General features: G+C 39.2%; 23 protein-coding genes. 7 read left to right on the forward strand and 16 right to left on the reverse strand.

Features of this window, described 5'->3' with window-relative positions:
* Positions 1-1683 carry a ribonuclease J1 gene (gene rnjA / locus OVN21_RS04350; protein WP_267247431.1) on the forward strand — a complete coding sequence of 561 codons (1683 nt, stop codon included), beginning with the start codon at positions 1-3 and terminating at the stop codon, positions 1681-1683.
* A 37-nt stretch (positions 1684-1720) separates the two neighbouring features.
* Here the strand turns inward: rnjA and mnmG are convergent, their stop codons facing one another.
* The 6 genes from mnmG to OVN21_RS04380 form a co-directional block, all read right to left on the reverse strand.
* Positions 1721-3634 (reverse strand): tRNA uridine-5-carboxymethylaminomethyl(34) synthesis enzyme MnmG, encoded by a 1914-nt coding sequence (gene mnmG, locus OVN21_RS04355; RefSeq protein ID WP_267247432.1) that lies wholly within the window; start codon positions 3632-3634, stop codon positions 1721-1723.
* Positions 3624-4055, reverse strand: a complete 432-nt coding sequence (locus tag OVN21_RS04360) for an NUDIX hydrolase (RefSeq protein WP_267247433.1) — start codon at positions 4053-4055, stop codon at positions 3624-3626. Before OVN21_RS04360 ends, mnmG begins: the two co-directional genes overlap by 11 nt.
* A gap of 9 nt (positions 4056-4064) precedes the next feature.
* A complete protein-coding gene (locus tag OVN21_RS04365; RefSeq protein WP_267247434.1) occupies positions 4065-4520 on the reverse strand; it encodes an NUDIX hydrolase in 456 nt (151 codons plus the stop codon).
* A gap of 140 nt (positions 4521-4660) precedes the next feature.
* A complete protein-coding gene (gene mnmA, locus OVN21_RS04370) occupies positions 4661-5782 on the reverse strand; it encodes a tRNA 2-thiouridine(34) synthase MnmA (protein WP_267247435.1) in 1122 nt (373 codons plus the stop codon).
* 436 nt (positions 5783-6218) lie between these two features.
* Positions 6219-7004: an HAD-IIB family hydrolase gene (locus OVN21_RS04375; protein ID WP_267247436.1), complete on the reverse strand. Its 786-nt coding sequence runs from the start codon at positions 7002-7004 to the stop codon at positions 6219-6221.
* A 2-nt stretch (positions 7005-7006) separates the two neighbouring features.
* Positions 7007-8677 carry a PTS transporter subunit EIIC gene (locus OVN21_RS04380; RefSeq protein ID WP_267247437.1) on the reverse strand — a complete coding sequence of 557 codons (1671 nt, stop codon included), beginning with the start codon at positions 8675-8677 and terminating at the stop codon, positions 7007-7009.
* A gap of 141 nt (positions 8678-8818) precedes the next feature.
* Between OVN21_RS04380 and OVN21_RS04385 the strand changes: the two genes are divergently transcribed.
* On the forward strand, positions 8819-9583 hold the full coding sequence (locus OVN21_RS04385; RefSeq protein ID WP_267247438.1) for a MurR/RpiR family transcriptional regulator: 765 nt from the start codon (positions 8819-8821) through the stop codon (positions 9581-9583).
* Positions 9584-9843: 260 nt separating this feature from the next.
* Here the strand turns inward: OVN21_RS04385 and argH are convergent, their stop codons facing one another.
* The 6 genes from argH to OVN21_RS04415 form a co-directional block, all read right to left on the reverse strand.
* Positions 9844-11238 carry an argininosuccinate lyase gene (argH, locus tag OVN21_RS04390; protein WP_267247439.1) on the reverse strand — a complete coding sequence of 465 codons (1395 nt, stop codon included), beginning with the start codon at positions 11236-11238 and terminating at the stop codon, positions 9844-9846.
* Positions 11239-11265: 27 nt separating this feature from the next.
* Positions 11266-12462: an argininosuccinate synthase gene (locus OVN21_RS04395; RefSeq protein WP_267247440.1), complete on the reverse strand. Its 1197-nt coding sequence runs from the start codon at positions 12460-12462 to the stop codon at positions 11266-11268.
* A gap of 15 nt (positions 12463-12477) precedes the next feature.
* On the reverse strand, positions 12478-13284 hold the full coding sequence (locus tag OVN21_RS04400; protein WP_267247442.1) for an ABC transporter substrate-binding protein: 807 nt from the start codon (positions 13282-13284) through the stop codon (positions 12478-12480).
* Positions 13285-13489: 205 nt separating this feature from the next.
* A complete protein-coding gene (locus tag OVN21_RS04405; RefSeq protein ID WP_267247443.1) occupies positions 13490-14131 on the reverse strand; it encodes an ABC transporter ATP-binding protein in 642 nt (213 codons plus the stop codon).
* On the reverse strand, positions 14128-16236 hold the full coding sequence (locus tag OVN21_RS04410; RefSeq protein ID WP_267247444.1) for a bacteriocin-associated integral membrane family protein: 2109 nt from the start codon (positions 16234-16236) through the stop codon (positions 14128-14130). Before OVN21_RS04410 ends, OVN21_RS04405 begins: the two co-directional genes overlap by 4 nt.
* 54 nt (positions 16237-16290) lie before the next feature.
* Entirely contained in the window at positions 16291-16575 is a 285-nt protein-coding gene (locus OVN21_RS04415; protein WP_267247445.1) for a lactococcin 972 family bacteriocin, read from the reverse strand.
* Positions 16576-17474: 899 nt separating this feature from the next.
* Between OVN21_RS04415 and OVN21_RS04420 the strand changes: the two genes are divergently transcribed.
* Positions 17475-17690, forward strand: coding sequence for a helix-turn-helix domain-containing protein (locus OVN21_RS04420; protein ID WP_416370413.1), 216 nt, complete (start codon positions 17475-17477; stop codon positions 17688-17690).
* A gap of 219 nt (positions 17691-17909) precedes the next feature.
* Here OVN21_RS04420 and OVN21_RS04425 read toward each other — a convergent pair whose 3' ends face one another.
* The 3 genes from OVN21_RS04425 to OVN21_RS04435 form a co-directional block, all read right to left on the reverse strand.
* The gene (locus tag OVN21_RS04425) at positions 17910-18521 is read right to left on the reverse strand and encodes a hypothetical protein (protein WP_267247446.1); all 612 of its coding nucleotides are present in this window, start codon (positions 18519-18521) and stop codon (positions 17910-17912) included.
* 667 nt (positions 18522-19188) lie between these two features.
* Positions 19189-19776 carry a hypothetical protein gene (locus tag OVN21_RS04430; RefSeq protein ID WP_267247447.1) on the reverse strand — a complete coding sequence of 196 codons (588 nt, stop codon included), beginning with the start codon at positions 19774-19776 and terminating at the stop codon, positions 19189-19191.
* Positions 19777-20185: 409 nt separating this feature from the next.
* Positions 20186-20743, reverse strand: a complete 558-nt coding sequence (locus OVN21_RS04435) for a hypothetical protein (protein WP_267247448.1) — start codon at positions 20741-20743, stop codon at positions 20186-20188.
* Between the two features lie 409 nt (positions 20744-21152).
* On the opposite strand from OVN21_RS04435, the gene OVN21_RS04440 reads away from it, so the two are divergent.
* Complete coding sequence (locus OVN21_RS04440; RefSeq protein ID WP_267247449.1) at positions 21153-22016, forward strand: helix-turn-helix domain-containing protein; 864 nt, start codon at positions 21153-21155, stop codon at positions 22014-22016.
* A gap of 51 nt (positions 22017-22067) precedes the next feature.
* On the opposite strand, the gene OVN21_RS04445 is transcribed toward OVN21_RS04440, so the two are convergent.
* Positions 22068-22676 carry a LysM peptidoglycan-binding domain-containing protein gene (locus OVN21_RS04445; RefSeq protein WP_267247450.1) on the reverse strand — a complete coding sequence of 203 codons (609 nt, stop codon included), beginning with the start codon at positions 22674-22676 and terminating at the stop codon, positions 22068-22070.
* Between the two features lie 241 nt (positions 22677-22917).
* Here OVN21_RS04445 and sdaAB point away from each other — a divergent pair, with 241 nt between their 5' ends.
* The 3 genes from sdaAB to OVN21_RS04460 are packed head-to-tail and all read left to right on the forward strand — an operon-like array spanning position 22918 to position 25127.
* Positions 22918-23589, forward strand: coding sequence for an L-serine ammonia-lyase, iron-sulfur-dependent subunit beta (gene sdaAB / locus OVN21_RS04450; protein ID WP_000838912.1), 672 nt, complete (start codon positions 22918-22920; stop codon positions 23587-23589).
* Positions 23590-23597: 8 nt separating this feature from the next.
* Complete coding sequence (gene sdaAA, locus OVN21_RS04455) at positions 23598-24470, forward strand: L-serine ammonia-lyase, iron-sulfur-dependent, subunit alpha (protein WP_267247451.1); 873 nt, start codon at positions 23598-23600, stop codon at positions 24468-24470.
* A gap of 27 nt (positions 24471-24497) precedes the next feature.
* A complete protein-coding gene (locus OVN21_RS04460; RefSeq protein ID WP_267247452.1) occupies positions 24498-25127 on the forward strand; it encodes an HAD hydrolase-like protein in 630 nt (209 codons plus the stop codon).
* The last annotated feature ends 63 nt before the right edge of the window (positions 25128-25190 follow it).

The raw sequence follows: 25190 nt of genomic DNA on the forward strand, positions 1-25190 counted from the left end.
ATGACCTACACTCTTAAACCTGAAGAAGTCGGCGTTTTTGCCATCGGTGGTCTGGGAGAAATCGGGAAAAACACTTACGGGATTGAATACCAAGACGAGATTATCATCGTCGATGCTGGGATTAAATTCCCAGAAGATGACTTGCTGGGTATCGACTACGTCATTCCTGATTACTCTTACATCGTAGACAATATCGACCGCGTCAAGGCTGTCTTAATCACACACGGACACGAGGACCACATCGGTGGGATTCCATTCCTGCTCAAGCAAGCAAATGTCCCTATCTATGCTGGACCACTTGCCCTGGCTTTGATCCGTGGAAAACTCGAAGAACACGGCCTCTTGCGCAACGCCAAACTTTACGAAATCAACCACAACACCGAGTTGACCTTTAAAAATCTTAAGGCAACTTTCTTTAGAACGACTCACTCTATTCCAGAGCCTTTGGGGATTGTCATTCATACACCTCAAGGGAAAATCGTCTGTACGGGTGACTTCAAGTTTGACTTTACACCAGTTGGTGAACCAGCGGACTTACACCGTATGGCAGCCCTTGGGGAAGAAGGCGTTCTCTGTCTTCTCTCGGACTCGACGAATGCAGAAGTCCCAACCTTTACCAACTCTGAAAAAGTCGTTGGTCAGTCCATCATGAAGATTATCCAAGGCATCGAAGGACGTATCATCTTTGCATCCTTTGCCTCAAATATCTTCCGTCTCCAGCAAGCAACAGATGCTGCTGTTAAGACTGGACGTAAGATTGCTGTCTTTGGTCGTTCTATGGAAAAGGCCATTGTCAACGGTATCGAGCTTGGCTACATCAAAGCTCCTAAGGGAACCTTTATCGAGCCAAATGAAATCAAAGACTACCCTGCAGGCGAGGTTCTTATCCTCTGTACAGGTAGTCAAGGTGAGCCGATGGCAGCCCTCTCTCGTATCGCTAACGGAACCCACCGTCAGGTACAACTCCAACCCGGTGATACGGTTATCTTCTCTTCTAGCCCAATCCCTGGAAACACTACTAGCGTCAATAAATTGATCAACATCATTTCTGAAGCTGGTGTCGAAGTTATCCACGGTAAGGTTAACAATATCCATACATCTGGACACGGTGGTCAGCAAGAGCAAAAACTCATGCTCCGCTTGATTAAGCCAAAATACTTCATGCCTGTCCACGGTGAATACCGCATGCAAAAAGTCCACGCTGGACTAGCGGTGGATACTGGTGTTGAAAAGGACAACATCTTTATCATGAGCAATGGTGATGTGCTCGCCCTTACTGCTGACTCAGCTCGTATCGCAGGTCATTTCAACGCCCAAGATATCTATGTCGATGGAAATCGTATTGGTGAAATCGGCGCAGCTGTCCTCAAAGATCGTCGTGATCTATCTGAAGACGGTGTCGTTCTGGCAGTCGCAACTGTTGACTTCAAATCGCAGATGATTCTGTCTGGTCCAGACATCCTCAGCCGAGGCTTTGTCTACATGAGAGAGTCTGGCGACCTGATTCGCCAAAGCCAGCGTATCCTCTTCAATGCCATTCGTATCGCACTGAAAAACAAGGATGCTAGCGTGCAATCAGTCAATGGTGCCATTGTCAACGCTATTCGCCCCTTCCTCTATGAAAATACAGAGCGTGAACCGATTATCATCCCGATGATCCTCACACCAGACGAAGAAGAATAAATCAACAAAACAGCCCCGTCTTCGGAGCTGTTTTTCTCTATGCTTTCTTTTCTTGATTTTTAGAAATACTACGATTTTTACCTTCAAGATACACCATCAAAATAGAAATATCTGCTGGGTTTACTCCCGAAATACGGCTGGCTTGGCCGATGGTTTCTGGATTGATGAGTTTGAACTTCTGACGGGCTTCTGTCGCGATAGAATCAATATCATCCCAATCAATATTTGCTGGAATGCGTTTTTCTTCCATGCGTTTCATCTTAGCAACCTGGTCCATGGCTTTGGAAATATAGCCTTCGTACTTGATTTCTGTTTCGATCAATTCGATAATCTTATCATCCAAGTCCTCTGCAGCTGGTCCGATGAAGGCCACCACATCTTGGTAAGAAACTTCTGGACGGCGAAGGAACTCCTTTGCTGTCACCGCGTCTGTCAACGGCTTGAAGCCCATCTCCTCAATCTTAGCATTGGTTTCCTTGACTGGCTTGAGTTTGATACTTTCTAGGCGCTTCATCTCATTGTCAAATTGATTTTTCTTGATTTCAAAGCGAGCCCAACGTTCATCGTCAACAAGTCCAATCTCGCGTCCCATCTCTGTCAAACGCATATCGGCATTGTCATGACGGAGGATGAGACGGTATTCAGCACGGCTGGTCAAGAGACGGTAAGGTTCAATGGTTCCCTTGGTCACCAAATCATCAACCATGACCCCAATATAACCGTCACTACGCTTCAAAATCAATTCAGGCTTATCTTGGATTTTCAGAGCCGCATTGATACCAGCGATAATCCCTTGACCTGCCGCCTCTTCGTAACCTGACGTTCCATTTGTTTGACCAGCTGTGAAAAGTCCTGAGATTTTCTTGGTTTCAAGTGTTGCACGCAACTGGTGCGGCAAGACCATGTCGTATTCAATGGCATAACCTGTTCGCATCATTTCAGCATTTTCCAAACCTTTGATGGAATGAACCAGCTCACGCTGGACATCCTCAGGCAGACTGGTTGATAGGCCTTGAACATAGACCTCCTCTGTATTACGCCCTTCTGGCTCAAGGAAAAGTTGGTGGCGTTCCTTATCCGCAAAGCGCACAATCTTGTCCTCAATCGACGGACAGTAACGAGGTCCTACTCCCTTGACCACACCTGTAAACATAGGCGCACGGTGGAGGTTGTTTTGGATAATCTCATGACTGGTACCATTAGTATAGGTCAACCAGCATGGCACTTGGTCCTTGATATAGCCCTCATCACATGAAGTGTATGAGAAGTGATTTGGCGCTTCGTCCCCCGGCTGAATCTCTGTTACGTCGTAATTGATAGAGGAAGCCTTGACACGTGGAGGCGTTCCTGTCTTGAAACGACCAATTTCGAGTCCCAATTCCTTGAGGTTGTCAGCTAGGTTAATCGAAGCTAGACTGTGGTTTGGCCCTGATGAGTACTTGAGGTCTCCAATGATGATTTCCCCACGTAGGGCAGTCCCTGTCGTCACGATAACGGCCTTTGCAGCATACTCTTGATGGGTCGCTGTACGAACACCGACAACTTTACCGTCTTCCACCAAAATCTCATCAATCATAGTTTGACGAAGGGTCAGATTTTCTTGATTTTCAACTGTCTTGCGCATCTCCTTAGAGTATAGTTCCTTGTCAGCCTGCGCACGAAGAGCACGGACAGCTGGACCCTTTCCTGTATTGAGCATCTTCATCTGGATGTAAGTCTTGTCAATGGTTTTGGCCATTTCACCACCAAGGGCATCTACTTCACGCACAACAATCCCCTTGGCAGAACCTCCGATAGAGGGATTACAAGGCATGAAAGCCAGCATTTCAATATTGATGGTCGCAAGCAAGACCTTACAACCCATACGGCTGGCAGCCAAGGAAGCCTCGACCCCAGCGTGCCCCGCACCAATTACAATAATATCGTATTCTTCTGTAAAATTATAAGTCATTTCTTAACCTTTCAAAAATTTCTCGCAAATAAGGAACTAACTTCTCCTCCTCTAGAGCTTGATCCATAGTAACCCATTTAAAGTGTGTATGCTCTTCAGGATCTAATCTGATAATTGGCTTCTCCTCAACCCACTCTGCTTTATAAACTAAGCGAGTAAAGACCGTATCCTTAGAGGTATCCAGTTGACTATCTTCGTGAAGAAGTTTGAGCGAACTGCTATCTAGCCTAACTCCCGCTTCTTCAATGCATTCTCTAAGAGCTCCATCTCGCGGAAGTTCACCCTTTTCAACCCCGCCACCAGGAATATCCCAGTAAGTTGGATAAACGTTGGGCTCTCCTCTTTTAATTTCCGAACGCTGAATGAGCAAATAATCACCACCACTATGAACAAGTACATGAGCAGTAAGCTTAACCATCATGTTTCTCTCCTATTCCTCAAGATGAATGTGTCTTAGTTGGCCGTCCCAATCTGGTAAGGCTGTTTTTAAAAAGGCTGGAACTAGTTGGAAATCCTGGAGCTGTTCCAAGTCAATCCACTCACAGGGCTGCGATTTTTCATCTTCCTGCATGGTCAATGGGGCTTCCTCAAGTAAGTCCACCAAATAATGAAACTCGATATTGTGATAGGAAACACCGTCCTGTTCAAAACGATTTTCAACCACGAAAGCTAGTTGCCCAGCTTGAGCTTTGACACCCAGTTCTTCCCTCACTTCACGGACTACTGCGTCTTCCGTTCTTTCATTGACTTGAATCGCACCGCCGATAGTGTAATATTTACCCTTGTCTTTGGTAACTAGGAGCTTGCCATTTTGAAGAATCAAGGCTGTCGCCCGAACGCCAAAAACAGTATTTCCCACTTTTGTCCGAAAGTCTTGTTGAGTCATTTTTGTCCTTTCCTCTAAACGACACAAAAACAGTCAAAACTCCAAAGAAGTGCAGGACAAAAGAGCCTGCAACATCCATGAGCTTTGACCATCATTTCTATTGCTTTTATTATTGTAGCAAATTGAGAAAATTTGTCAATCTAAATGTACTGACAAACTTGTCCATCGCGGTAGGCATTGTCAATCAAACCGCCACCTAGACACTCTTCGCCATCGTAAAAGACAACTGCCTGTCCTGGTGTAATCGCGCGTTGCGGTTCTGCAAAGATGACCTCTGCCTTGTCTCCTTTGACATATACAGTCACCTTAGAATCAGGCTGACGGTAGCGGAATTTAGCCGTACATTCGAGCGTAAACTCTTCTGGCATGTCACGAGTAAAGTGGACTTGGCTAGCCTCTAGGCTGGTTGACATGAGCGAATCATGGTAGAAACCTTGGCCTACATAGAGAATATTCTTGCTTAGGTCTTTTCCGACAACGAACCAAGGTGCATTGTCACCACCGTGTTGCCCACCGATACCAAGTCCACCACGCTGACCAATCGTATAGTACATAAGGCCTGCATGCTCGCCCATATCGCGACCATCCACAGTCATCATGCGACCAGGTCGAGCTGGTAGGTAGTTGCTGAGGAAGTTTTTAAAGTTCTTTTCTCCGATAAAGCAAATCCCTGTCGAATCTTTCTTCTTAGCAGTCGCAAGGCCTGCTTCTTCTGCGAGTCTGCGAACTTCAGGCTTTTCCAAATGTCCCAATGGGAACATGGTTTTTTGGAGTTGTTCTTGCGAGAGTTGGTTGAGGAAATAGGTCTGATCCTTGCCATTGTCCACGCCACGAAGCATGTGAACGATGCCATCCTCATCACGCGCCACTCGAGCATAGTGCCCAGTCGCTACATAGTCTGCCCCCAAGGTCATGGCATAGTCCAAAAAGACCTTGAACTTGATCTCCTTGTTACACATAACGTCTGGATTTGGCGTGCGTCCTGCACGGTATTCCGCTAGGAAATACTCAAAAACGCGGTCCCAGTACTCTTTTTCAAAATTGACAGAGTAGTAGGGAATGCCAATCTGGTCTGCCACCGCAGCCACATCCTTGTAATCTTCGGTCGCCGTACAGACGCCGTTTTCATCTGTGTCATCCCAGTTCTTCATGAAGATACCGATCACATCGTAGCCCTGCTCCTTGAGCAAGAGAGCCGTCACCGACGAATCAACACCACCACTCATCCCCACGACAACACGTGTTTTAGAGTTATCACTCATAGTAAGTCTCCCATCTATTCGTTTATTCACGATTGAAGGTCGTGTGTGCTTCACGATTGAAGGTCGCTTGAGCCGTATTCATTATAACACGCTTGGTTGGAGAAGACAAGGAAGAGGCTGATAAAAAGCATAAGGAAAGTTGAACTCAGAAAACTTGGCATTTAAAATCTATATACACTGTTTAATACATAGACACAGGTTTAATATCGAACATTACAATTGATTGAACCTAGACTAAGACACACTGCAATTTCCAAAATAATTGTTAGAGAACATTTATTTTTCACTAGCAACTACAAGAAGAACAAAATAGTTCTCATTTCATTAATTTGATTTATCTAAAATACAAAAAAGTTAGACAGAGAAAGTCTAACTTTTTGAGGATCAGCGCCTGAATCATCAGCGCAAATCCTAGTATTTTATGGTATCTTTAATTTTATTTTAGTAGAGAGGAACTTTCTATAAACTTACATAAATGTGTTACGGCACTTGAAAAATTCTCCGCTTCGAATTTCGCATACTTCTTTACCTCTGCCGGCGCACTAGACATACAATATGAAATGTCTGAATTTTCAAAAAGCGAAACATCATTACCTGAATCTCCAAACGAAACTAGTAAATCGTAGTCTGCAGAAACTCTTCGGATTGCCGAACCTTTGGATACGCCTTCTGAAGTTACTTCGATTCTTGTTTCTCCTGATTGAAAAAATGCCAAACTCGGAAACTCTTCGCGCAAAATATTTAGATAATCAGTTGTTTGCTCTTTAGTGGGACGAATGTTAAATTTATAAATATCTTTATATCTCAAACTATCGTACGGATTATCTGGACAAACTATTCTCATATCCCATAACCGCTCAATATGTTCATGTGCAAAATTCCCAATACGTTGAATACCATCTAAAGCATCAAAAACAAGATTTTCTTTTTTTAAAAACTCCAATAGTTGCTCAACATCTTTTTTTTGAATTGGATTTGAAAAAATTACATTTTGATGCGTATTTGCTATCAGTGCACCATTAAAGGCAATATAATATTGAATATCGATTTTCTTTTTTTTAGTGATATATTCAATTTCCTTTATTGAGCGCCCAGTCGCAATCGCAAAATCACAAAACCTTTTTAAAGAGTGGTATGCTGTCAAGTCATTCTTAGAAACTCTTATTGAATCTTTAACAAATGTTCCATCTAAGTCAGTAATACATAAAATCTTAAGAGCCATACTTATTCACCTATGCCAAGAATGTCCTGAATTTCCATTTTCAGCACATTCGCATATGCACCATAAATAGATTGCATCTGCATTCCATTCTCTGCAAATCCCATCGCTTCATATTTACTCACAATAATATCTTTATCAACTACTGATTTATCTTTTACATCAATACGTAATCTAGTTATACAAGCATTAACATCTACAATATTTTCTGCTCCCCCATGAGCTTCAATAAGGCCAAATGCTTGTTGGCGTAATTTATCTTCTTTTGATAGACTATCAAGTGAAACGCTAGGTTCATCTTCTTTGCCGACATTTTGGATTTTCAAACCATATTTACCACGCGCTTCCTCTTTGCTAGCCAATTTCACTTCCTCTGAGTCTTCACGACCTGGAGTCTTAAAGTCAAATTTCAAAATCATAAATTTAAAAACAAAATAGTAAATAAAGAAGCATGGAACACCTACAAGAAATACAAGCCACCAGTGAGTCTTAGGACCTTGTAAAACACCATAAATAACAAGGTTTATAAATCCGTGGCCAGTTGGTGTCGCTACTCCAGCACCCAAAAGATGCATAACAAATAAAGATGTACCAGCTAACACAGCATGTACTGCATACAAGGCAGGAGCTACAAATAAGAATGTGAATTCAATTGGTTCAGTAATACCTGTTAAGAAAGATGTTGCAGCAGCAGAAAATAAAAGTGAACCAACCAATTTTCTCTTTTTAGGATCGGCTGTTTTGTACATGGCATATGCTGCCCCAGAAAGACCAAACATAAAGTAAACAAACTTACCACCATTAAAACGGGTAATTGAAGGATCTATAGAAGTAATTGAAGGATCTGCAAGTGAAGCCAAATAGGCATTAACCGTACCTGTCACTTGTTCCCCTCCAATGAGCCATGAACCTCCTAGTTCTGTTGTTCGAACAGGCCAATTGAGACCGTGATGGAGACCAAATGGTAACAGCGCTCTCTCAACTAAACCGTATAGAAAAGTACCTATAGGTCCTGATTTTAAAATTCCTACAGAAAGTACGCTGATTCCACTTTGAACTATCGGCCAAACAAAGAATAAAACGATAGAAACAACAGACATTGCGACCATAGTTGCAATTGGTACAAACCGAGGACCGCTAAAGAACCCAATAATAGTTGGTAGTTCTTGTTTTACTGCCCATTTATGAACAAAATAGACAACAATACCAACTATAATACCTCCAAATACACTTAAATCTATTGTTTGAATTCCAAGTACTTTCGTTTGCATAGCACCTGCTAACAATAATTTAGCTTGCACTGAATCTAGTCCTGCAGTATTCACAAGTGTACCGCTTGTCTTTAATAAAAAATTTAAAATATAATGTAAAACTAGAAATCCTAATAATCCTGACAAGGCTGCTGAACTTTTTTCTCGTTTAGCTAAACCTACAGCTACTCCCACAGCAAAGATGATAGGTAAGTTATCAAATGCTGTATTTCCTAAAGCGATAAAAAACTTCATCACGAATTGAAGAATTGAATTATTTAGGAAAGGAAACATCTCCAAAGTATTAGAATTAGTAAAAGCAGTTCCTATTCCTTTAATAATACCAGCACCAGGTAATACTGAAACAGGTAGTAAAAAAGATCGTCCAAACTGCTCGAACGCTGAGATGAATTTATTTTTTTTCATCTTAAAACCTCCTTGTATTAAACAAACACATTATAACATTTTGGATCTCCTTATTTTATTTTTTCAACTTTTTTCCTGTATTGACTTTTTTTTACTAAATCAGTAAAATTGTATCATAAAACTTACACAAGGAATTCATGTATGTTCTTAGAAAATCTTAAAAACAACTACGACCAGTTATCTGCAAATGAACAGTTAATTATTGATTATTTATTAACACAAAATAACCTAAATAAGATTACATTAAAACAAATTTGTAATGATACTTTTTTATCTTCATCCACAATCATAAGGGCATGCAAAAAATTAGGTTATGACACTTTCAATAGTTTGCGTTATGAACTACAGTTGTCCAAAGATATGCAAAAATCTTCTCCTAATATCGAAAATCTGTCTTCATTCGAGGAATTAAAACAACTATTATCTATTGAGTTTGCTCAAACAATGTCCATTTGTACAGAAATTGATTTTACTTACTTTGCCGATCAAATTATCATGGCGCGTCGTATTTTTTGTATCGGTGTCGGTTCTAGCTATATGGCTATGTCTGATTTTAATAGGAAATTAAAGTTGGTAAATTTATGGTCGAATGATTACTTCGAACATTATTCAATAAAGCGAATTGCTGATATTATTACTCCTCAAGATGTCATGATTGTTTTCTCACTCAGTGGAAAAAATAAAGAAATCAATCAAAGTATATTTGCAGCCAAGCAAAGGGGAGCTAAAATACTGTCAATAACTAGTTTAGGGAATGAGTTTCTTTCACAAGTCAGTGACGCCATCATTTATGTTTATAACACTCCGAAAAAAAGAGAAAAACTACGTTCTCGCTTAATGTTTAACTTAATTGGAACCTTATTGTTTGAGATTATTTTAGAAAAACAACAAATTGGGAGAAGTTAATTCCACTGTAAATAAAAGCAAGAAGTCATTGACATATTTTCTTGCTTATACACGAATTATTATAGCAAAAACTTAATAATGAACAAAAAAACTCCTGATTGCCACTTTGACAATAAACAAACACCTTAAACAGCTATCACTTTCTTGCAAAGAATAATCAAAATCACTAACTCAAGTCTATCCTGAATCAAATAAAAGTTCAACCTTCTTCTCATTGTTAAAGAAGGTTGAGTCTTTATTTTTCACCATTCAACTATTCATCAAAAATTTAAACTTTCATTCGCTTGCTTAGCAACTGCAATCTGATATTTAACTTGCTCAAAGCCGGTTCCTCCTAAGGAATTCCGTCTCTGAACAGCGGTTTCTGGACGCAAGTAGATATAAATATCCTCTTCAATCAAGGGATGGTAGGCTTGCAACTCCTCCAAATCCCAATCTTGGATGTTTTTACCATGCTTGATAGAGTCTAGAACCAATTTCCCTACTATTTCATGCGCTTCTCTAAAGGGGAGGCCTTTTTCTGCCAAATAATCTGCCAGTTCAGTCGCGTTTGAAAAATCATTCTCTGTAGATTGCTGCATTTTGGCATGATTAACCTGCATGCTCGATAGCATACCCGCTAACACATCCAAAGAATTTAAAATCGTTTCTACTGTATCAAACATGCCTTCCTTGTCCTCTTGCAAATCCTTATTATAGGCCAGAGGCAAAGACTTCATGACGGTCAATAGTCCGAGTAAGTGCCCGTAAACTCGTCCTGTCTTCCCTCGAATCAATTCGGCCATATCAGGATTTTTCTTCTGGGGCATGATAGACGAACCCGTTGAAAAGCTATCAGACAAGCTGATGTACTGATACTCAAAACTGCACCAATTGATGATTTCTTCACAAAAACGGCTCATATGCATCATCAAAATGCTGGCATTTGATAGAAATTCCAAGATAAAATCACGGTCACTCACTGCGTCCAAGGAATTGGTATAGGGTTGTTGGAAGCCCAATAAATCACTCGATAATTGACGATCGATTGGAAAAGTTGTCCCCGCCAAGGCAGCCGCACCCAGGGGAGATAGGTCCGTATGTTTCAAGTTAAATGCAAAGCGTTCGCTATCCCTTTGAAACATATTATAATAAGCCATGAGATGGTGGGCAAAACTAATCGGTTGGGCGTGTTGTAAATGGGTATAGCCTGGCATGATGGTTTCCACATGTTTTTCAGCCAAATCCAGCAAAACACTGTTCAGATTCGCCAACTTATCCAAGACATGGCCAAGCTGCTCCTTTAGATATAAGTGCATATCCGTTGCGACTTGGTCATTCCGAGAGCGAGCTGTATGTAGTTTCCCAGCCAGAGGACCGATTTTCTCTGTCAGCAACACTTCCATATTCATATGAATATCTTCATTTGCAATATCAAAATGAAGCTCTCCTGCCTCTAAATCTCGCAACAAAGCTTGCAGACCATCTTGGATCTGCTCTGCCTCTTCCAAGCTCAAAATGCCAGTCTGTCCAAGCATTTGAACATGAGCTAGGGAACCCATCAAATCAAATTTTGCCAGCCGGTGGTCAAAGGAAATACTCGCACCGAACTGTTCTACCCAATCTTCCACAGTGCCTTCAAATCGACCACCCCATAATTTTGTATTTTTCGGCATATCCTGTCGTCTCTTTCTATCGCGTCACTACTCAACATTTTTCTGAACTTCTGAATAAACCTTAGTCGGAAGCCCCCAAAGCTTGATAAATCCAACAGCCGCATCTTGGTCAAAAGTATCCGCACTAGTATAAGTCGCCAAATTTTCATCGTAAAGAGAGTTTGGAGATTTCCGAGCCACTACCTGAGCGTTCCCCTTATAGAGTTTAACTTTTGCAGTTCCATTGACAACTTTCTGTGTCTCCTTGATATAGGCAATCAAAGCCTGAGTTGCTGGGCTAAACCACAAGGCATTATATATGAGATTGGACAACTCATTCTCGATAATGGGTTTGAAATGAGCCACTTCTCTCACAAGAGTCAAGTCCTCAATCTCCTTATGAGCTGCCAATAAAGTCACAGCACCTGGGCACTCATAAATCTCTCTGGACTTAATACCGACTAGGCGATTTTCCACGTGGTCAATCCGTCCGACCCCATGTTTTCCAGCTATTTCATTGAGTTTTTGAATCAAATCCACCACTTTCATCTTCTCTCCATTGAGGGAGATGGGCACCCCGCAACTAAACTCAATGTCAATAAATTCTGGACTGTCTGGTGCCTCTTCTGGCGAAGACGTAATTCCAAATGCTTCTTCTGGTGCTTGGTTCCAAGGATTTTCCAAGACACCACATTCATTTGCACGTCCCCATAGATTTTGATCGACAGAGTAGGGATTGTCAAGGTCAGCTGGAACTGGAACGCCGTTTTCTTTTGCATATTGGATTTCTTCTTCACGAGACCATTTCCACTCGCGAACAGGCGCAACTACCTTTAAATTGGGATCCAAAGCTGCAATCGATACTTCAAACCGAACTTGGTCGTTTCCCTTACCTGTACAACCATGGGCAATTGTAGTTGCCCCCGTCTGATGAGCTATTTCAACGAGTTTTTTTGAAATAAGAGGGCGACTAAGAGCAGATACCAAGGGATATTTTTGTTCATAGTAGGCATGAGCCTGAAGGGCCACTAATACATAGTCATTAGCAAATTCTTCCTTAACATCAATGACATAAGACTCTACAGCCCCAACCTTGAGAGCTTTATCATGGATGAACTCCAAATCTTTTCCCTCACCCACATCCATACAAACAGCGATCACATCATAGTCTTTTTTTAACCATGTAATAGCAACTGATGTATCCAATCCACCTGAATAGGCTAAAATAACTTTTTCCTTACTCATTTCTCTTCCTTCTTTCTATTTTTCGATAGAGGCTTTAAAAGCATCATCAATCAATTTGTCCAATTCCCCAGAATCCTTCAATTTCTGGATGGTTTTGTCAACCGCATCTTTTAATTCTTTACTATCTTTTTTCATGGCGACCGCGTAGGAATCATCTTGCTCTTTTTCAAAATCGAGGTCTGCGATGGCTAAATCAGGATTATTTTCTACAAATCCTTTCGCCACTGGTTCTTCAAAGATAACCGCATCTAGTTGCCCTGATTTCAAATCTGTTATCAAATTTCCATTTTTAGGAAGTGAAACGGGAGAAGAATTCTGCAAGGTTTCTTTGGCCAGAGTTTCCTGGATAGAACCTTTCTGCGCTCCAACCTTTTTCTGAGCCAAATCCTTCACTGACTGGTAATTCGTTAATTCAGATTTTCTTACGATAACCTTATTTTTCGAAGTGTAGTAGGGAATTGAAAAATCGTAAACTTGACTTCTCTCTTCTGTTTTAGAAATACCTGATATGGCAAGATTGGCCTTTCCTGAATCAAGATTAGCCAGTGCATTGTCAAAACTCATTGGAGAGAACTCCACTTCTACACCTAGTTCCTCTGCGATGGCTTTGGCGAGCTCAACATCTGAACCCACAATCTGATTTTTCCCATCAACCACTTTTTGGTATTCAAATGGAGCAAACTCTGGATTAAGGGCTACAACCAATTTTCTTTTGGGCTTGACGGCTTCAACACCTTGGGATTGAGTGTTACTACAAGCAAATAATAAGGGAAACATAAGCAAGCCAAACATCGTCATCAACACCTTCTTCATCTTATTCATAACAAAGCCTCCTTTATGTTTATTCCTTTTGATTGTATAAATAATACACCTATCTTCATCCTTTGTCAAGCCTAAATTGAAAAAATTTTCAATTTGAAACAAAAAAACCTAGAAATACTACATAAAAATGTCATTCCTAGGCGTATTTATGCTATTTCTCTCTGAGAAACATGAGTAGTCAGTCATCAAAAGGAGCTGAACGAGCTCATTTTCCCTCGCCCAATTCAATGATACGATGACATTGTTGGGCTACATAAGCATCGTGGGTCACAATAATAACTGTTTTCCCCTCGCGATTCATCTCTAAGAGAAACTTCAAGACCAAATCTCTATTTTCAGGATCCAGAGAACCTGTTGGTTCATCGGCTAAAATCAGCTGGCTGGGTTTTAAGATGGCCCTAGCAACTGCAATTCGTTGTTGTTCACCACCAGACAACTCGGAGACCTTTTGGTGCAACGTAGCTGACAAACCTACTCTCTCTAAAATCTCTTCCACCTTTTTGAGCTTGTCTTTCTTGGACAATTTCACATATTTCAGCGCCAGCATGAGATTGTACTCGACCGTTTCATCATCAATCAGGGCAAAATTTTGAAATAGATAAGAGATATGTTCACGGATTATTGTTTGTGACTTGGCAGAATTAACCGCTAGATTTGTCTGACCAAAAATCTCATACCGTCCGCTGTAATCACCATCTATCAAACCTAATAAATTTAACAAGGTCGACTTCCCACTACCACTCTTGCCAACAATGGCTACCAAATCCCCCTGATCAATCCTGAGAGACAAGTTATCCAAAATCACTTTTCCCCCAATGGCTTTGGTAATATTTTCTAACTCAATCATAAGATGCCCCCTTTCAATAATTCTACTAGACTTCTTTTCTCCATCCTAGAAGCCAAGGCTAGCACAAATAGTATATCCAAACATGTAAAACCTGCAAACAGTAGAAGCGGCAAGAGCGCATAGGCAAAGAAAATCAAGACTAGAAGAGGAAGACTATAGCCCAGCAAGAGCAGAACGAGGAGAGGACGGTAGCGATCGACCAGTTTCCACCCCATAAACTTCTTGGTAATGATATCTGTTCGCTTCAATAAGAAAGTTGTTACTAGTAAGAAGTAGGAAATCATCATGCTAAGGAGACCAAACAAAGCAAAGAGTATATTAAGATTTCGAACTGCATCTCGATAAGAATCTACTTTCTCTTGTTGAATGGCTTGAATCGATGAAAATTTTAAATAGCTACCATCAGATAAGTTATCGACTAACTCTGTAATCACTTTTTGATTTTGTTCTGTATTTTCAACTTTCATCGGGTTGTTTAAACCTGTCGTTGACAAGCGAGTCTTTTCTTCCCACATCATGTCTTGATCATTTACCAGACTAATGATTGGATTGTGGAGATTTTCCTTTCGATCATTATTATAAGGGAAGAAAGACCAATCTCCTTCATAATAGGCAATCTCGACATCCATATCTTCTATTGTTTGCTTTTGCTGATCTTCATACCTCATAGAAAGATAGGCGATGGATTTTCCCAAGAACTGATTCTTGCCTTCTTGTCCTTTATCACTGGCTGGCATCAAAATAACTTTTTTAGTGCCGGTATCTGGTAACTTGAATCCCTTGCTCTTTAGAAAATTGCTATTTGCATAGTAAACATCTACCTCATCAGGCAGTTGGTACTGCTGCACTTGTTCTGCTTTGATGACTGGTTTGATAGGAAGACTTGCACTTCGCACATAATTTACTTGTATTTTTACTAGCAAGTCTTGATAAAATTGGTAGAAATAATCTGTAGATTTCCCTGACCCTGCTAGCTCTTCTTGCCACAGATTATCACTGAGTTTGAAGGTTTCTAAGGTCAGGTAATTGCCTTGGCTTACCCACTGTTGCTGATAAGCAAGTTCTTTGTTTTCTTGTTCTAGACTTTTGCCCACCCCAATCAGTAAGGTCGTCAGTAAAATAGTTGTTCCTATTTTCATCACATAATTGAAGATGAGACCAAGTTTGACAGATGAAAAGCCTTTCAACATAGAGCTGACTGTTATTTTCTGAATCATCAGGTAGGTCAGCCAACTGATGAACAAATACAACTGTAAAAGCAGGACTTGGGATAAGAGTAAACTTGGGAATAGAAGTTTTGGTCTATAATCCAGCATTAAAAATAGTCCCAAGTCAATGATAAGACTTCCACCCAAGAGAAGATAAAAATTAGTCTTTACAAAACCAGCTAAAATCGCCCTACTTTGAAAACCAAGTAACTTTTGAACCCCCACTCGTTTCATCTCCATCATCGGCTGATACACTGTTACTAACATAAGAAGTAAAATAGCCAAGACAAAAACAATAGCAGATAAAAGCAAATCTCGATTTATGACTTCCACTGCACTTTTATAGGTAGGCTCTAGTAAGGTAGCCTGGTCTATCTTGAAAAAATCGCTCCATTTCTGTACAATCCTATCCTTATCCATCTCTTGTGTAGAAGTTATCGTATAGCGACCATTTAAACTACGAGATGTATCCTTGATATAGGTTTGAAAAGTCATAAGCTGAATAGGCTTGGCTTTTAGAAAGGTCGGAATCGTACCAAGTTTATTGGAAACTTCTCTATTACTGTAGACTCCGTCACCATCTGTAGTAAAATCAAGAGAAGAAATCCCAAACTCTTGGTAGGGGAAGGTATCTTTATCAAAAACACCAGACTTGATTACCTCATCACCACTGTCTGTTTTGATGATGGAGACTTTGTACTCCTTTGATACATCCTCAAAAAATCGAAGAACAGACGCTGCAGGTTCGTTAATATCTTTCAAATACAAATCCAAAGAATCTACAGTCTTTCCCATTTCCCGAATCCGAACCGCTTCACGTGTGTAGTTTACATTAAAAACAAAAAAAGTGGTACACAGCAACAGCAGAAACACACAAAGATGACTGATTTTTTTCATAGAGATACCTCCCGTGAAGAAACTCCCTCTCCAAAAGGGGAGGGAGAATTTTAATTAAAATCCATAGAAATATTCCATTCCCGTTGGTGGAAATTTGACGATTGAAGCCCGAGCCCATACCTCAGCATCTGCACGATCTTTAGAGATTTTACTTCCATCTTTAACAGTTGCTGTATGAGAGCGAGTAGAATGTAAATAATCAGAATATCCAAAAGTTCCTGTCCAACCTACTCCATAGTTCCATTGACCACCATCAACCCATACTGCCAAAACACTTGTAGAAGCAAGTATACCACATACCATTAAAGATGCAATACCAATTTTAACTAATTTTCTCATGATTTATTTCTCCTATCATTGAGAGCTATTCCGTAGAAACAGCTATAGTAATTTGTCAACAAGTATCGTAGTCCATTGGACTCTCCTTCCTTCTATCTCATTTCATTTTTAAACAACGAACTTACTCTTAACTGGGAGAATAGTGCTCTTCTGTATCAGGTCTTTGAACAACCAGAGTAGTATTAATCACACTCTAACTATTACTCAAGAATTAGCACAATAAACAATATGGATAGCGCTTTCAAATATTTAAACTCCTATCCCACCCTTTTGCCTACATTATAATTGAAAACATAATAACTGTCAAGTAATTGAAGTGAAAAATCATTTCTTTTGCATAAACCATTAACACCGGCGAAATTGCGAAATTTATAATTAGCACAGTAAGTAGTAAACTAAAAAATTTTGTAACCTTTTTCATATGCAAACTCCTTTATAATTTCCTAATTTTTCTCCAGTTATATACTGTACCTAATATCATGCCACTGCAACAAACAAATCTAAAAATATTTATGTTTTGTGTAATTATCAAGAACACAAGAATCAATTCTAACATCAACAACAAAACAAAAAATACATCAATTATTCTATATTTCATCATAGACCTCTCGTATTTAGCTATATTTGTTGCTATGTTATTGATTTTGCAACAAGTTAGCTTACAATAAATGATAGACAATAAATTGTAGGAATAGACTAAAAATTGTCCATTGGACTCTCCTTTCTTTTACTTAATCAAAATTTTATAAGAGTCATCCCCAAGGGAAGAAAATAGCCATCAATAACAACAGATGATATACTTTTTTATACCTTGAATATACAATATAAGTGCACAATAAAAACTCATAAGATTTTCTAATAAAATAGAATTGAACGAACTAGTTACGAAAAGAAATCTTATGAGCTACCATCATTTTACCGTAGATGAGCGTGAAAGTATTCTCATTTACCGTATGCAAGGCCTAAATTTTTCTCAAATTGCTAAGTTGCTCCATCGTCATCCGGCTAGTATTAGTCGCGAGTGGAAACGACATCTAAGAGAAGAAAGCTATTCTCCAAGAGAAAAGTGTAAACTGACAAAGTTCCTGCTAAAACACTATCCTCCCAGCAAATAGAGAGTCAGCAAAAATAAGACAACCGAGATTGGCAGAAAAGTAGCACGATTTGTTTTACAAAAAATGGAATAACAAAGACTACCTATCGAAAATGTCAGAATAACTTCAATAGTCATCTTTAAAGCAGGGTAATATATATTTTTAATAAAAAGAATTAAAAGGATAAAAAATACCAATGAACCAAGAACAGATTTGATATAAAATTTTAAATGAGTCATATTATGGAATATATACGTTATAAGACAAACTAATGCCAGGTATGTGATCTCCTAGATGTAAGACAGTTACACCATTTTCAACACCCCATTTAACTAATGCTGCAGCAGAAGCTGTTACAAGCGCAGCAACACCAGCTCCCCACAGTCCTGCCGCTGCTAATTCCTTGGCATACCAACCAACATAACCACCTGCAAAAGCCGCAGCAGCCCATCCATTCACACTTCTAATTTTAGGTCCAAGATTAATATACAAACCGACAAATCCTCTAAATTGAGTTTTTCTAACATCTAATTCTGCAATAGATAATATATCTTCGGCTTCCTGCTCAGTAATCTCTAAGTCTTCCATTAACTGTTCTTTAGTTGCGTATAAAACTGGATCTCCATATTCATTTTTCGAAAAATAATTTTCTAATTTCAAAGCAACTTCTGTCAATTTTTTATCATATGAATACTGTCCGTAATTTGTAATTATATTTATATCTGCGGAAGTAAATTCATCCACCTTATCTGAACTACTTATATTAGAAATCGTATATGCATTAGCAAGTGTTGGAGTCACTGCTCCAAATAATGATAATGCTACTATAGACGATGTTATTAATTTTTTCATGTTATTCTCCATAATTCTTAAAAAATCTAACAAAATAAGCAACGTTAAGTTTATATTGTGTATCAAAACAAGAAACAAGTATCATTCAAATCGAATATTGAAAACGATTGATTTCAGTTATTTATGGTAATTTACTTTATAGAGTTAATCTACTATAGCTAATATCAGCTAATATCGTCTCTATTATTCCGTTTACAGGATAACCATTTAAATGTTATCATTTATTAAAACTTCTGTGAAGCCAAATGTGATAAACTAAAAATCAGAAGTATACTTAATTTAAATTTATCGAATAACTACTTTAAAACAAAATTAACATTCACAGAAAATCTTATGTAATCACTAAATAGTCCATTGGACTCACCTTCCTTCTATCTCATTTCATTTTTTAACAACGAACTTACTCTTAACTGGGAGAATAGCGCGCTTCTGTATCAGGTCCTTGAACAACCAGAGTAGTATTAATCACACTCTAACTATTACTCAAGAACCAGCCCAACAAACAATATGGATAGCGCTTTCAAGTTTTTAAACTCCTCTCCCATCCTTTTATCTATATAATAAGTGAGAATATAATAACTGTCAAGTAATTGAAGTGAATTTTATAAAAAAAAAATTACAAACCAAATTTGTAAAGTTTACAATAAGCCGCTAGGGCAATTGTCTATCAGAATGTTCTTTTATCTGTTAATAATCTTAGAAAATCTTGTCGTTTCAAGTCTGAGAAATGTTTGGTAGAAAGACTTCCTTTTTGAAGTCCATCATCTCTAATCTGTAAATAATAGCTATGCTGGCTTGTTTTGATTGTCAAAAAATCACCCAATACAAAAACTCTTTTCCAGTTGCGAATCTCAAATTCTTTCATCTCTGATTTTGGAGTGCGGATAAGTCCTTGTCGCAAATCACGATGATGCTCACTTGTGAAAGTCATCCCATTCCCAAGATTTCTTATCAATAGTTCATCTGGAGTTACCATCACCAGCGCTATTTTAGTTAAGAAAATTGCAACTGCTGGTGGTAAAATCGCCAAATCAAACCAAGGATGTAAGTAGCGATAGGCTAAGAAATAATGAGGCTCCTCACCCAATCCTAGTTGTTTATATAAGTCCTTGACCTCACTATCTAACCTCGCTTCAAAAGACACATCCGAATGCTCTTCTTCCTTCTTCTGATTAAAATAACGCATCCAGACTAGGAAACCTATAAAGACTAGGACAAATATTCCTGATAAAAGATATTTTAAATTGTAGTTCATTACTTAACCTCCTGATTCACGACTTAATCTAATCAACATAGGGCAGGGACAACTTATATTATAGTATATTGAAATTAGAACAAGACCGTTGTCTCTTCCTAATTCAATCTACTATAAAATACTTTTCCTACTATATGTGAACTAAGTTCCCCAACAAGAGATAGCATTTAATGCTACTCCTGCTACAACAGCTACATTAAATTTAGCTAATTGAGATGAGGTAAATTTAGATTATTAACTTTAGTAAACAAGAGAGAGTCTTATTTTTTCTTTTTAACATTGAAAAAATAAAAAATAAAATTTTCAGTCATCAGTGTTACAATAAAAAGTCCAATTAAATCAGTTATTTTTATTCTCATCCAAAACCAAATAATGTAGGCTAAGACAGTACAAACCGTTACTGTATATTTTATTGTTTTAAGCATCTTAAACTATACCATGACAAAGTAGCTGCAATTGCCACACCAGAAGTTTTTACGGTAGATTTTAATACCAATTTTGCAATCTTTGGCCACGCTTTCTTTTGAATAAGTCCTGATAGCCCTCCCAGACCTCCACCGAATATATCTGTTAATAAATTTATTCCCAAAAAGTCTATAGTTGAATCCAGCATACAACTCATCCAACTCCTAGAATAAAAATCAGACTTCATATTCTGCAGAACTATATCTGTTTCCTTTGGATCCGATAATATTCGAATTCCCTCCGCTATATAAGGAGCTTGTGCTTTACCATAAGTCTGTTGTAAAGCATCCATATCAATCACTCGATTACCATTTTCATCCAAGTTACTAGCAATTTCAAATAAATAACGAAATTCAGATGCTATTTCTCTTTCTTCGGAAGTCAACTGAATACTAGGTGATGAATTGTCATCCGCATAAGCCACAAAGCTAGGTATTGACACTGCGCTCAACATCGTAATAATCATCAACAAACTTAAACTTTTACTCAATCTATTAAACATCTTTCTACCTCCAGTCTATCGGTTATTCTATTCAATTGCCATAAAAGCAATTTAAAAATATAATTTCAGTTCCCCTATTATACATTATTTAAAAATAATCCATTGGACTCACCTTCCTTTCATTTTTACAACTAGCGCATTATATCAGCCATTTCCATGGGAAAACCGTAGCAATGCTGAATAAGAAAGCAAGAATAACTAAAAAGCGAAAAACTTTTTTATTCATACTCTTTCCCTCCTATCTGTATTTTGTATCTATAGTATACCTCTTCTTTACTCTATTTTAAAATTAGTTAACTTTTTTCACACATTATTTTAGTTTTCTTTTTTACTATTCCTGTTATTATGATACAATATTTTTAATAGGATTTTATTGTTTGTTAACTTTTTTCACGAAAAGGAGGAAATCATGCGTTATGATTTCGGAAAGGTCTATAAAGAAATACGTGAGTCAAAGGGGCTGACCCAAGAAGAGGTCTGTAGGGGTGTTCTCTCAAGAACTAGCTTATCAAAAATCGAAAGTGGTAAGACAACCCCAAAATATGAAAATATGGAATTTCTTCTCCGTCAAATCAATATGAGTTTTGAAGAGTTTGGCTATATCTGTCAACTTTATCAGCCGAGCCAACGAACAGAAATCATGCAAACCTATCTCAATATGCGTTCCATTATCGGGACCAGCGATCTTGTCAATTTATTTCAAAAATGCCAAGACTACCTCAAGACCCACCACGATCTCCCTATAGAAGAAATCAGAGATATGCTTGAAGTTGTCATTTATATCCGTCAACACGGGACAGGGGAACTATCAGATCACGTAGAACAGGTTGTCAAAAAACTTTGGAGAAAAATTGAAAAACAAGACACATGGTATGAAAATGACCTGAAAATCCTCAATACCATTCTTTTCAGTTTTCCCATTGAATACCTCCATCTCATCACTGGAAAAATATTGCAACGCCTAGAAGTTTATAAAAACTATCAACATTTATATGAATTGCGAATGACAATTCTATTAAACCTTTCTACACTCTATCTATACAATCAAGACAAAAACATGTGCCAACAAATCTGCTATACTTTACTAGAGGACGCCAAGAACAAGAAAAGCTACGATAGGCTTGCTATCTGCTATGTCCGTATCGGGATTTGTAGAGATGATGCTAAGCTTATCCAAAAAGGCTTCTCCCTTCTGGAACTAACCGATGAGACCTCCATGCTGTCTCATCTCAAAAAAGAAGTGGAGACCTATTACCAACCGAAAGAAATATAAAAAAGTCGAGGGGCTTCCTCGACCTTTTCATATTATTCTGTTCGTTATTTCTTAATACCATCCGTTGTTAAGCCAGAAGTTTTTAGCAGCTGACCATGAACCATAACGTCCTGCAACGTAGGCATCTGCTACACGTTCTTGGTTTTCAGCTGAGTAGTCACCGTTCAAGTATGAATCTGTCAATTGGTAACGTCCGATATAACGTCCGTTTGTAGCTGTGTAGCTACCGCCTGATTCTTTTTGAGCGATCCATTCTTTAGCTTCTACTTCAGATCCGCTTACAGTTGCAGCAACTGTTTCGCTTACTACTGGAGTTTCTTCCTCTACCTCTGTAGTTTCTGCCACTGTAGCTGAAACAGCTTCATCTTGGGCAGCTGGTGCTTCATAAGTAGTTGGCGCTGGTGTTGCAGCAGGCGCTACAGGACCATCGATAACCAACTCTTGACCAACATAAATCAAATGAATGTTATCAATGTGGTTGTTTTCTGCCAATTTTTCAACTGTTGTGTTGTGAGTTTCAGCGATTTCTGAAAGTGTATCACCTTCTTTAACAGTGTATGTTGATGATTCTTGAGCAGATACAAATGATGGAGCAAATACTGCAAACAAGGCAGCTACTCCTGCAAGAGTTGTTTTAATCTTTTTAGTTATTGATTTCATATTCGAAAATTCTCCTTCTTTCTATAGTTCTATCATACCCTTTAAATATTACTATTTCTTGACACTTTTATATAGAAATATTACAAAATTATTTTTTATTTCCCTAAATAAGGTGTTTTTTGTCATAAACGATACTATTTTTATGATATTTGAGGTATTAGAAAGGTTTGCATCCGCAATTAAAGCCAAGACCTTTATTCTTTGATATAATAGAGATAAGAATTTTTATAAGGGGAAACTGATGAAATCACTTCGTTTTCAATCTGTCTTTGATATCATCGGACCAGTCATGATTGGCCCATCTAGTAGTCATACCGCTGGTGCTGTTCGTATTGGAAAGATTGTCTCTTCCATTTTTGATGATACTCCGACAGAAGTCGAATTCCAACTATTTAACTCATTTGCCAAAACCTATCGTGGTCACGGGACAGACCTAGCCCTTGTTGCAGGTATTTTAGGCATGGATACAGATGATCCTGAAATTCCAAACAGTCTGGAGATTGCCCACAAGCGTGGTATCAAGATTGTCTGGACTATTCAGAAAGACAGCAATGCTCCCCACCCAAACACCACTAAAATTACCGTCAAAAATGCTCACAAGACCATCAGCGTGACTGGTATTTCTATCGGTGGAGGGAACATTCAGGTAACCGAACTCAATGGCTTTGCCGTCTCTCTCAATATGAATACACCGACCATCATCATTGTTCATCAAGATATTCCAGGTATGATTGCCCTTGTAACGGAGGCTCTTTCACGCTATGGTATCAATATCGCCCAGATGAATGTCACTCGTGAAAAAGCTGGTGAAAAAGCCATTATGATTATCGAAGTCGACAGTCGCAACTGTGATGAGGCCATCGAAGAAATTCGCAAAATCCCTCATCTCCACAATGTCAATTTCTTTAAATAGGAGGAAGCATGTTTTATTCTATCAAAGAATTGGTCGATCAGGCAGAACTGGACTTTCAAGGAAATGTCGCAGAACTCATGATTGCAACAGAATATCAATTAACCGGTCGCGAACGTGAAGAAGTCTTCCTTCTCATGGAACGCAATCTGGAAGTCATGAAAGCCTCTGTCGAGCTCGGTCTCAATGAAAATAAATCTCGTAGTGGCTTGACAGGTGGGGATGCTGCCAAGCTGGACCACTACATCGAAAACGGAAAAACTTTATCAGATTATACAATTCTCTCGGCTGCCCGAAATGCCATCGCAGTCAACGAACACAATGCCAAAATGGGCTTGGTCTGCGCTACTCCAACCGCAGGAAGTGCTGGCTGTCTCCCTTCCGTTCTCACTGCTGCTATTGAAAAATTAGACCTCAGCCACGAGCAACAGCTGGATTTCCTCTTTGCTGCCGGTGCCTTTGGACTAGTCATCGCAAACAATGCCTCTATCTCAGGTGCTGAAGGTGGCTGTCAGGCAGAAGTCGGCTCTGCCTCTGCCATGAGTGCCGCAGCCTTGACATTGGCTGCAGGTGGGACCCCCTATCAGGCTAGCCAAGCCATCGCCTTTATCATTAAAAATATGCTGGGTCTTATCTGTGACCCTGTTGCCGGTTTGGTTGAAGTTCCCTGTGTCAAACGCAATGCCATGGGAGCCAGCTTTGCCTTTATCGCGGCAGATATGGCCTTAGCAGGTATCGAATCTAAAATCCCTGTGGATGAAGTTATCGATGCCATGTACCAAGTGGGTTCAAGCATGCCAACTGCCTTTCGTGAAACGGCTGAGGGTGGACTCGCTGCCACTCCTACTGGTCGCCGCCTACAAAAAGAAATCTTCGGAGAATAAGATTATCTATATCTATTAGGAGAAACTATGCCCTCTATCTCAGCAATCTTTTTTGATCTAGACGGAACCCTGGTTGACAGTTCCATCGGGATCCACAATGCCTTTACCTATACCTTTGAACAACTAGGAGTTCCGAGCCCTGATACCAAAACCATTCGTGGTTTCATGGGACCGCCCCTTGAAAGTAGTTTTGCAACATGTCTTCCCAAGGAGCAAATCTCGGAAGCCGTTCAAATCTATCGTTCTTACTACAAGAAAAAAGGAATCCACGAAGCGCAACTCTTCCCCCGAATAACAGAATTGCTTCAAGAGCTTTCGCAAAACTACCCTCTCTATATTACCACAACAAAGAATACTCCTACTGCTCATGATATGACTAAAAATCTAGGAATCCATCATTTCTTTGATGGCATTTATGGTTCCAGTCCTGAAACACCTCACAAGGCGGATGTCATCCGTTACGCCTTACAGACGCATCGACTCCCTGCAGACCAAGTTCTCATCATCGGGGACACCAAGTTTGATATGATCGGAGCCCAAGAGACTAGCATTAAAAAGTTCGCTGTCACTTGGGGATTTGGAGAAGAGGCTGATTTACTCAGCTATCAACCTGACTGGATTGCCCATACCATTGACGGTATCATTAAGCAACTATAAATAATACAACGATTTAAAACTACAGAGTAAAAAGGCCAAGGTCCTGTACAAACAGAACCTTGG

It is taken from the genome of Streptococcus sp. Marseille-Q5986, assembly GCF_946902915.1.
GTDB lineage: Bacteria > Bacillota > Bacilli > Lactobacillales > Streptococcaceae > Streptococcus.

Coding starts and splice junctions, on each gene's coding strand:
- mnmA (WP_267247435.1), bottom strand. CDS start 5,782: ATGAGTGATAACTCTAAAACACGTGTTGTCGTGGGGATGAGTGGTGGT.
- OVN21_RS04410 (WP_267247444.1), bottom strand. CDS start 16,236: ATGAAAAAAATCAGTCATCTTTGTGTGTTTCTGCTGTTGCTGTGTACC.
- OVN21_RS04365 (WP_267247434.1), bottom strand. CDS start 4,520: ATGACTCAACAAGACTTTCGGACAAAAGTGGGAAATACTGTTTTTGGC.
- OVN21_RS04425 (WP_267247446.1), bottom strand. CDS start 18,521: ATGAAAAAATTAATAACATCGTCTATAGTAGCATTATCATTATTTGGA.
- OVN21_RS04445 (WP_267247450.1), bottom strand. CDS start 22,676: ATGAAATCAATAACTAAAAAGATTAAAACAACTCTTGCAGGAGTAGCT.
- argH (WP_267247439.1), bottom strand. CDS start 11,238: ATGCCGAAAAATACAAAATTATGGGGTGGTCGATTTGAAGGCACTGTG.
- OVN21_RS04400 (WP_267247442.1), bottom strand. CDS start 13,284: ATGAATAAGATGAAGAAGGTGTTGATGACGATGTTTGGCTTGCTTATG.
- OVN21_RS04420 (WP_416370413.1), top strand. CDS start 17,475: ATGAGCTACCATCATTTTACCGTAGATGAGCGTGAAAGTATTCTCATT.
- OVN21_RS04435 (WP_267247448.1), bottom strand. CDS start 20,743: ATGTTTAATAGATTGAGTAAAAGTTTAAGTTTGTTGATGATTATTACG.
- OVN21_RS04440 (WP_267247449.1), top strand. CDS start 21,153: ATGCGTTATGATTTCGGAAAGGTCTATAAAGAAATACGTGAGTCAAAG.
- OVN21_RS04360 (WP_267247433.1), bottom strand. CDS start 4,055: ATGATGGTTAAGCTTACTGCTCATGTACTTGTTCATAGTGGTGGTGAT.
- OVN21_RS04415 (WP_267247445.1), bottom strand. CDS start 16,575: ATGAGAAAATTAGTTAAAATTGGTATTGCATCTTTAATGGTATGTGGT.
- OVN21_RS04460 (WP_267247452.1), top strand. CDS start 24,498: ATGCCCTCTATCTCAGCAATCTTTTTTGATCTAGACGGAACCCTGGTT.
- sdaAB (WP_000838912.1), top strand. CDS start 22,918: ATGAAATCACTTCGTTTTCAATCTGTCTTTGATATCATCGGACCAGTC.
- OVN21_RS04385 (WP_267247438.1), top strand. CDS start 8,819: ATGTTCTTAGAAAATCTTAAAAACAACTACGACCAGTTATCTGCAAAT.
- OVN21_RS04375 (WP_267247436.1), bottom strand. CDS start 7,004: ATGGCTCTTAAGATTTTATGTATTACTGACTTAGATGGAACATTTGTT.
- OVN21_RS04395 (WP_267247440.1), bottom strand. CDS start 12,462: ATGAGTAAGGAAAAAGTTATTTTAGCCTATTCAGGTGGATTGGATACA.
- OVN21_RS04380 (WP_267247437.1), bottom strand. CDS start 8,677: ATGAAAAAAAATAAATTCATCTCAGCGTTCGAGCAGTTTGGACGATCT.
- sdaAA (WP_267247451.1), top strand. CDS start 23,598: ATGTTTTATTCTATCAAAGAATTGGTCGATCAGGCAGAACTGGACTTT.
- mnmG (WP_267247432.1), bottom strand. CDS start 3,634: ATGACTTATAATTTTACAGAAGAATACGATATTATTGTAATTGGTGCG.
- OVN21_RS04430 (WP_267247447.1), bottom strand. CDS start 19,776: ATGAACTACAATTTAAAATATCTTTTATCAGGAATATTTGTCCTAGTC.
- OVN21_RS04405 (WP_267247443.1), bottom strand. CDS start 14,131: ATGATTGAGTTAGAAAATATTACCAAAGCCATTGGGGGAAAAGTGATT.
- rnjA (WP_267247431.1), top strand. CDS start 1: ATGACCTACACTCTTAAACCTGAAGAAGTCGGCGTTTTTGCCATCGGT.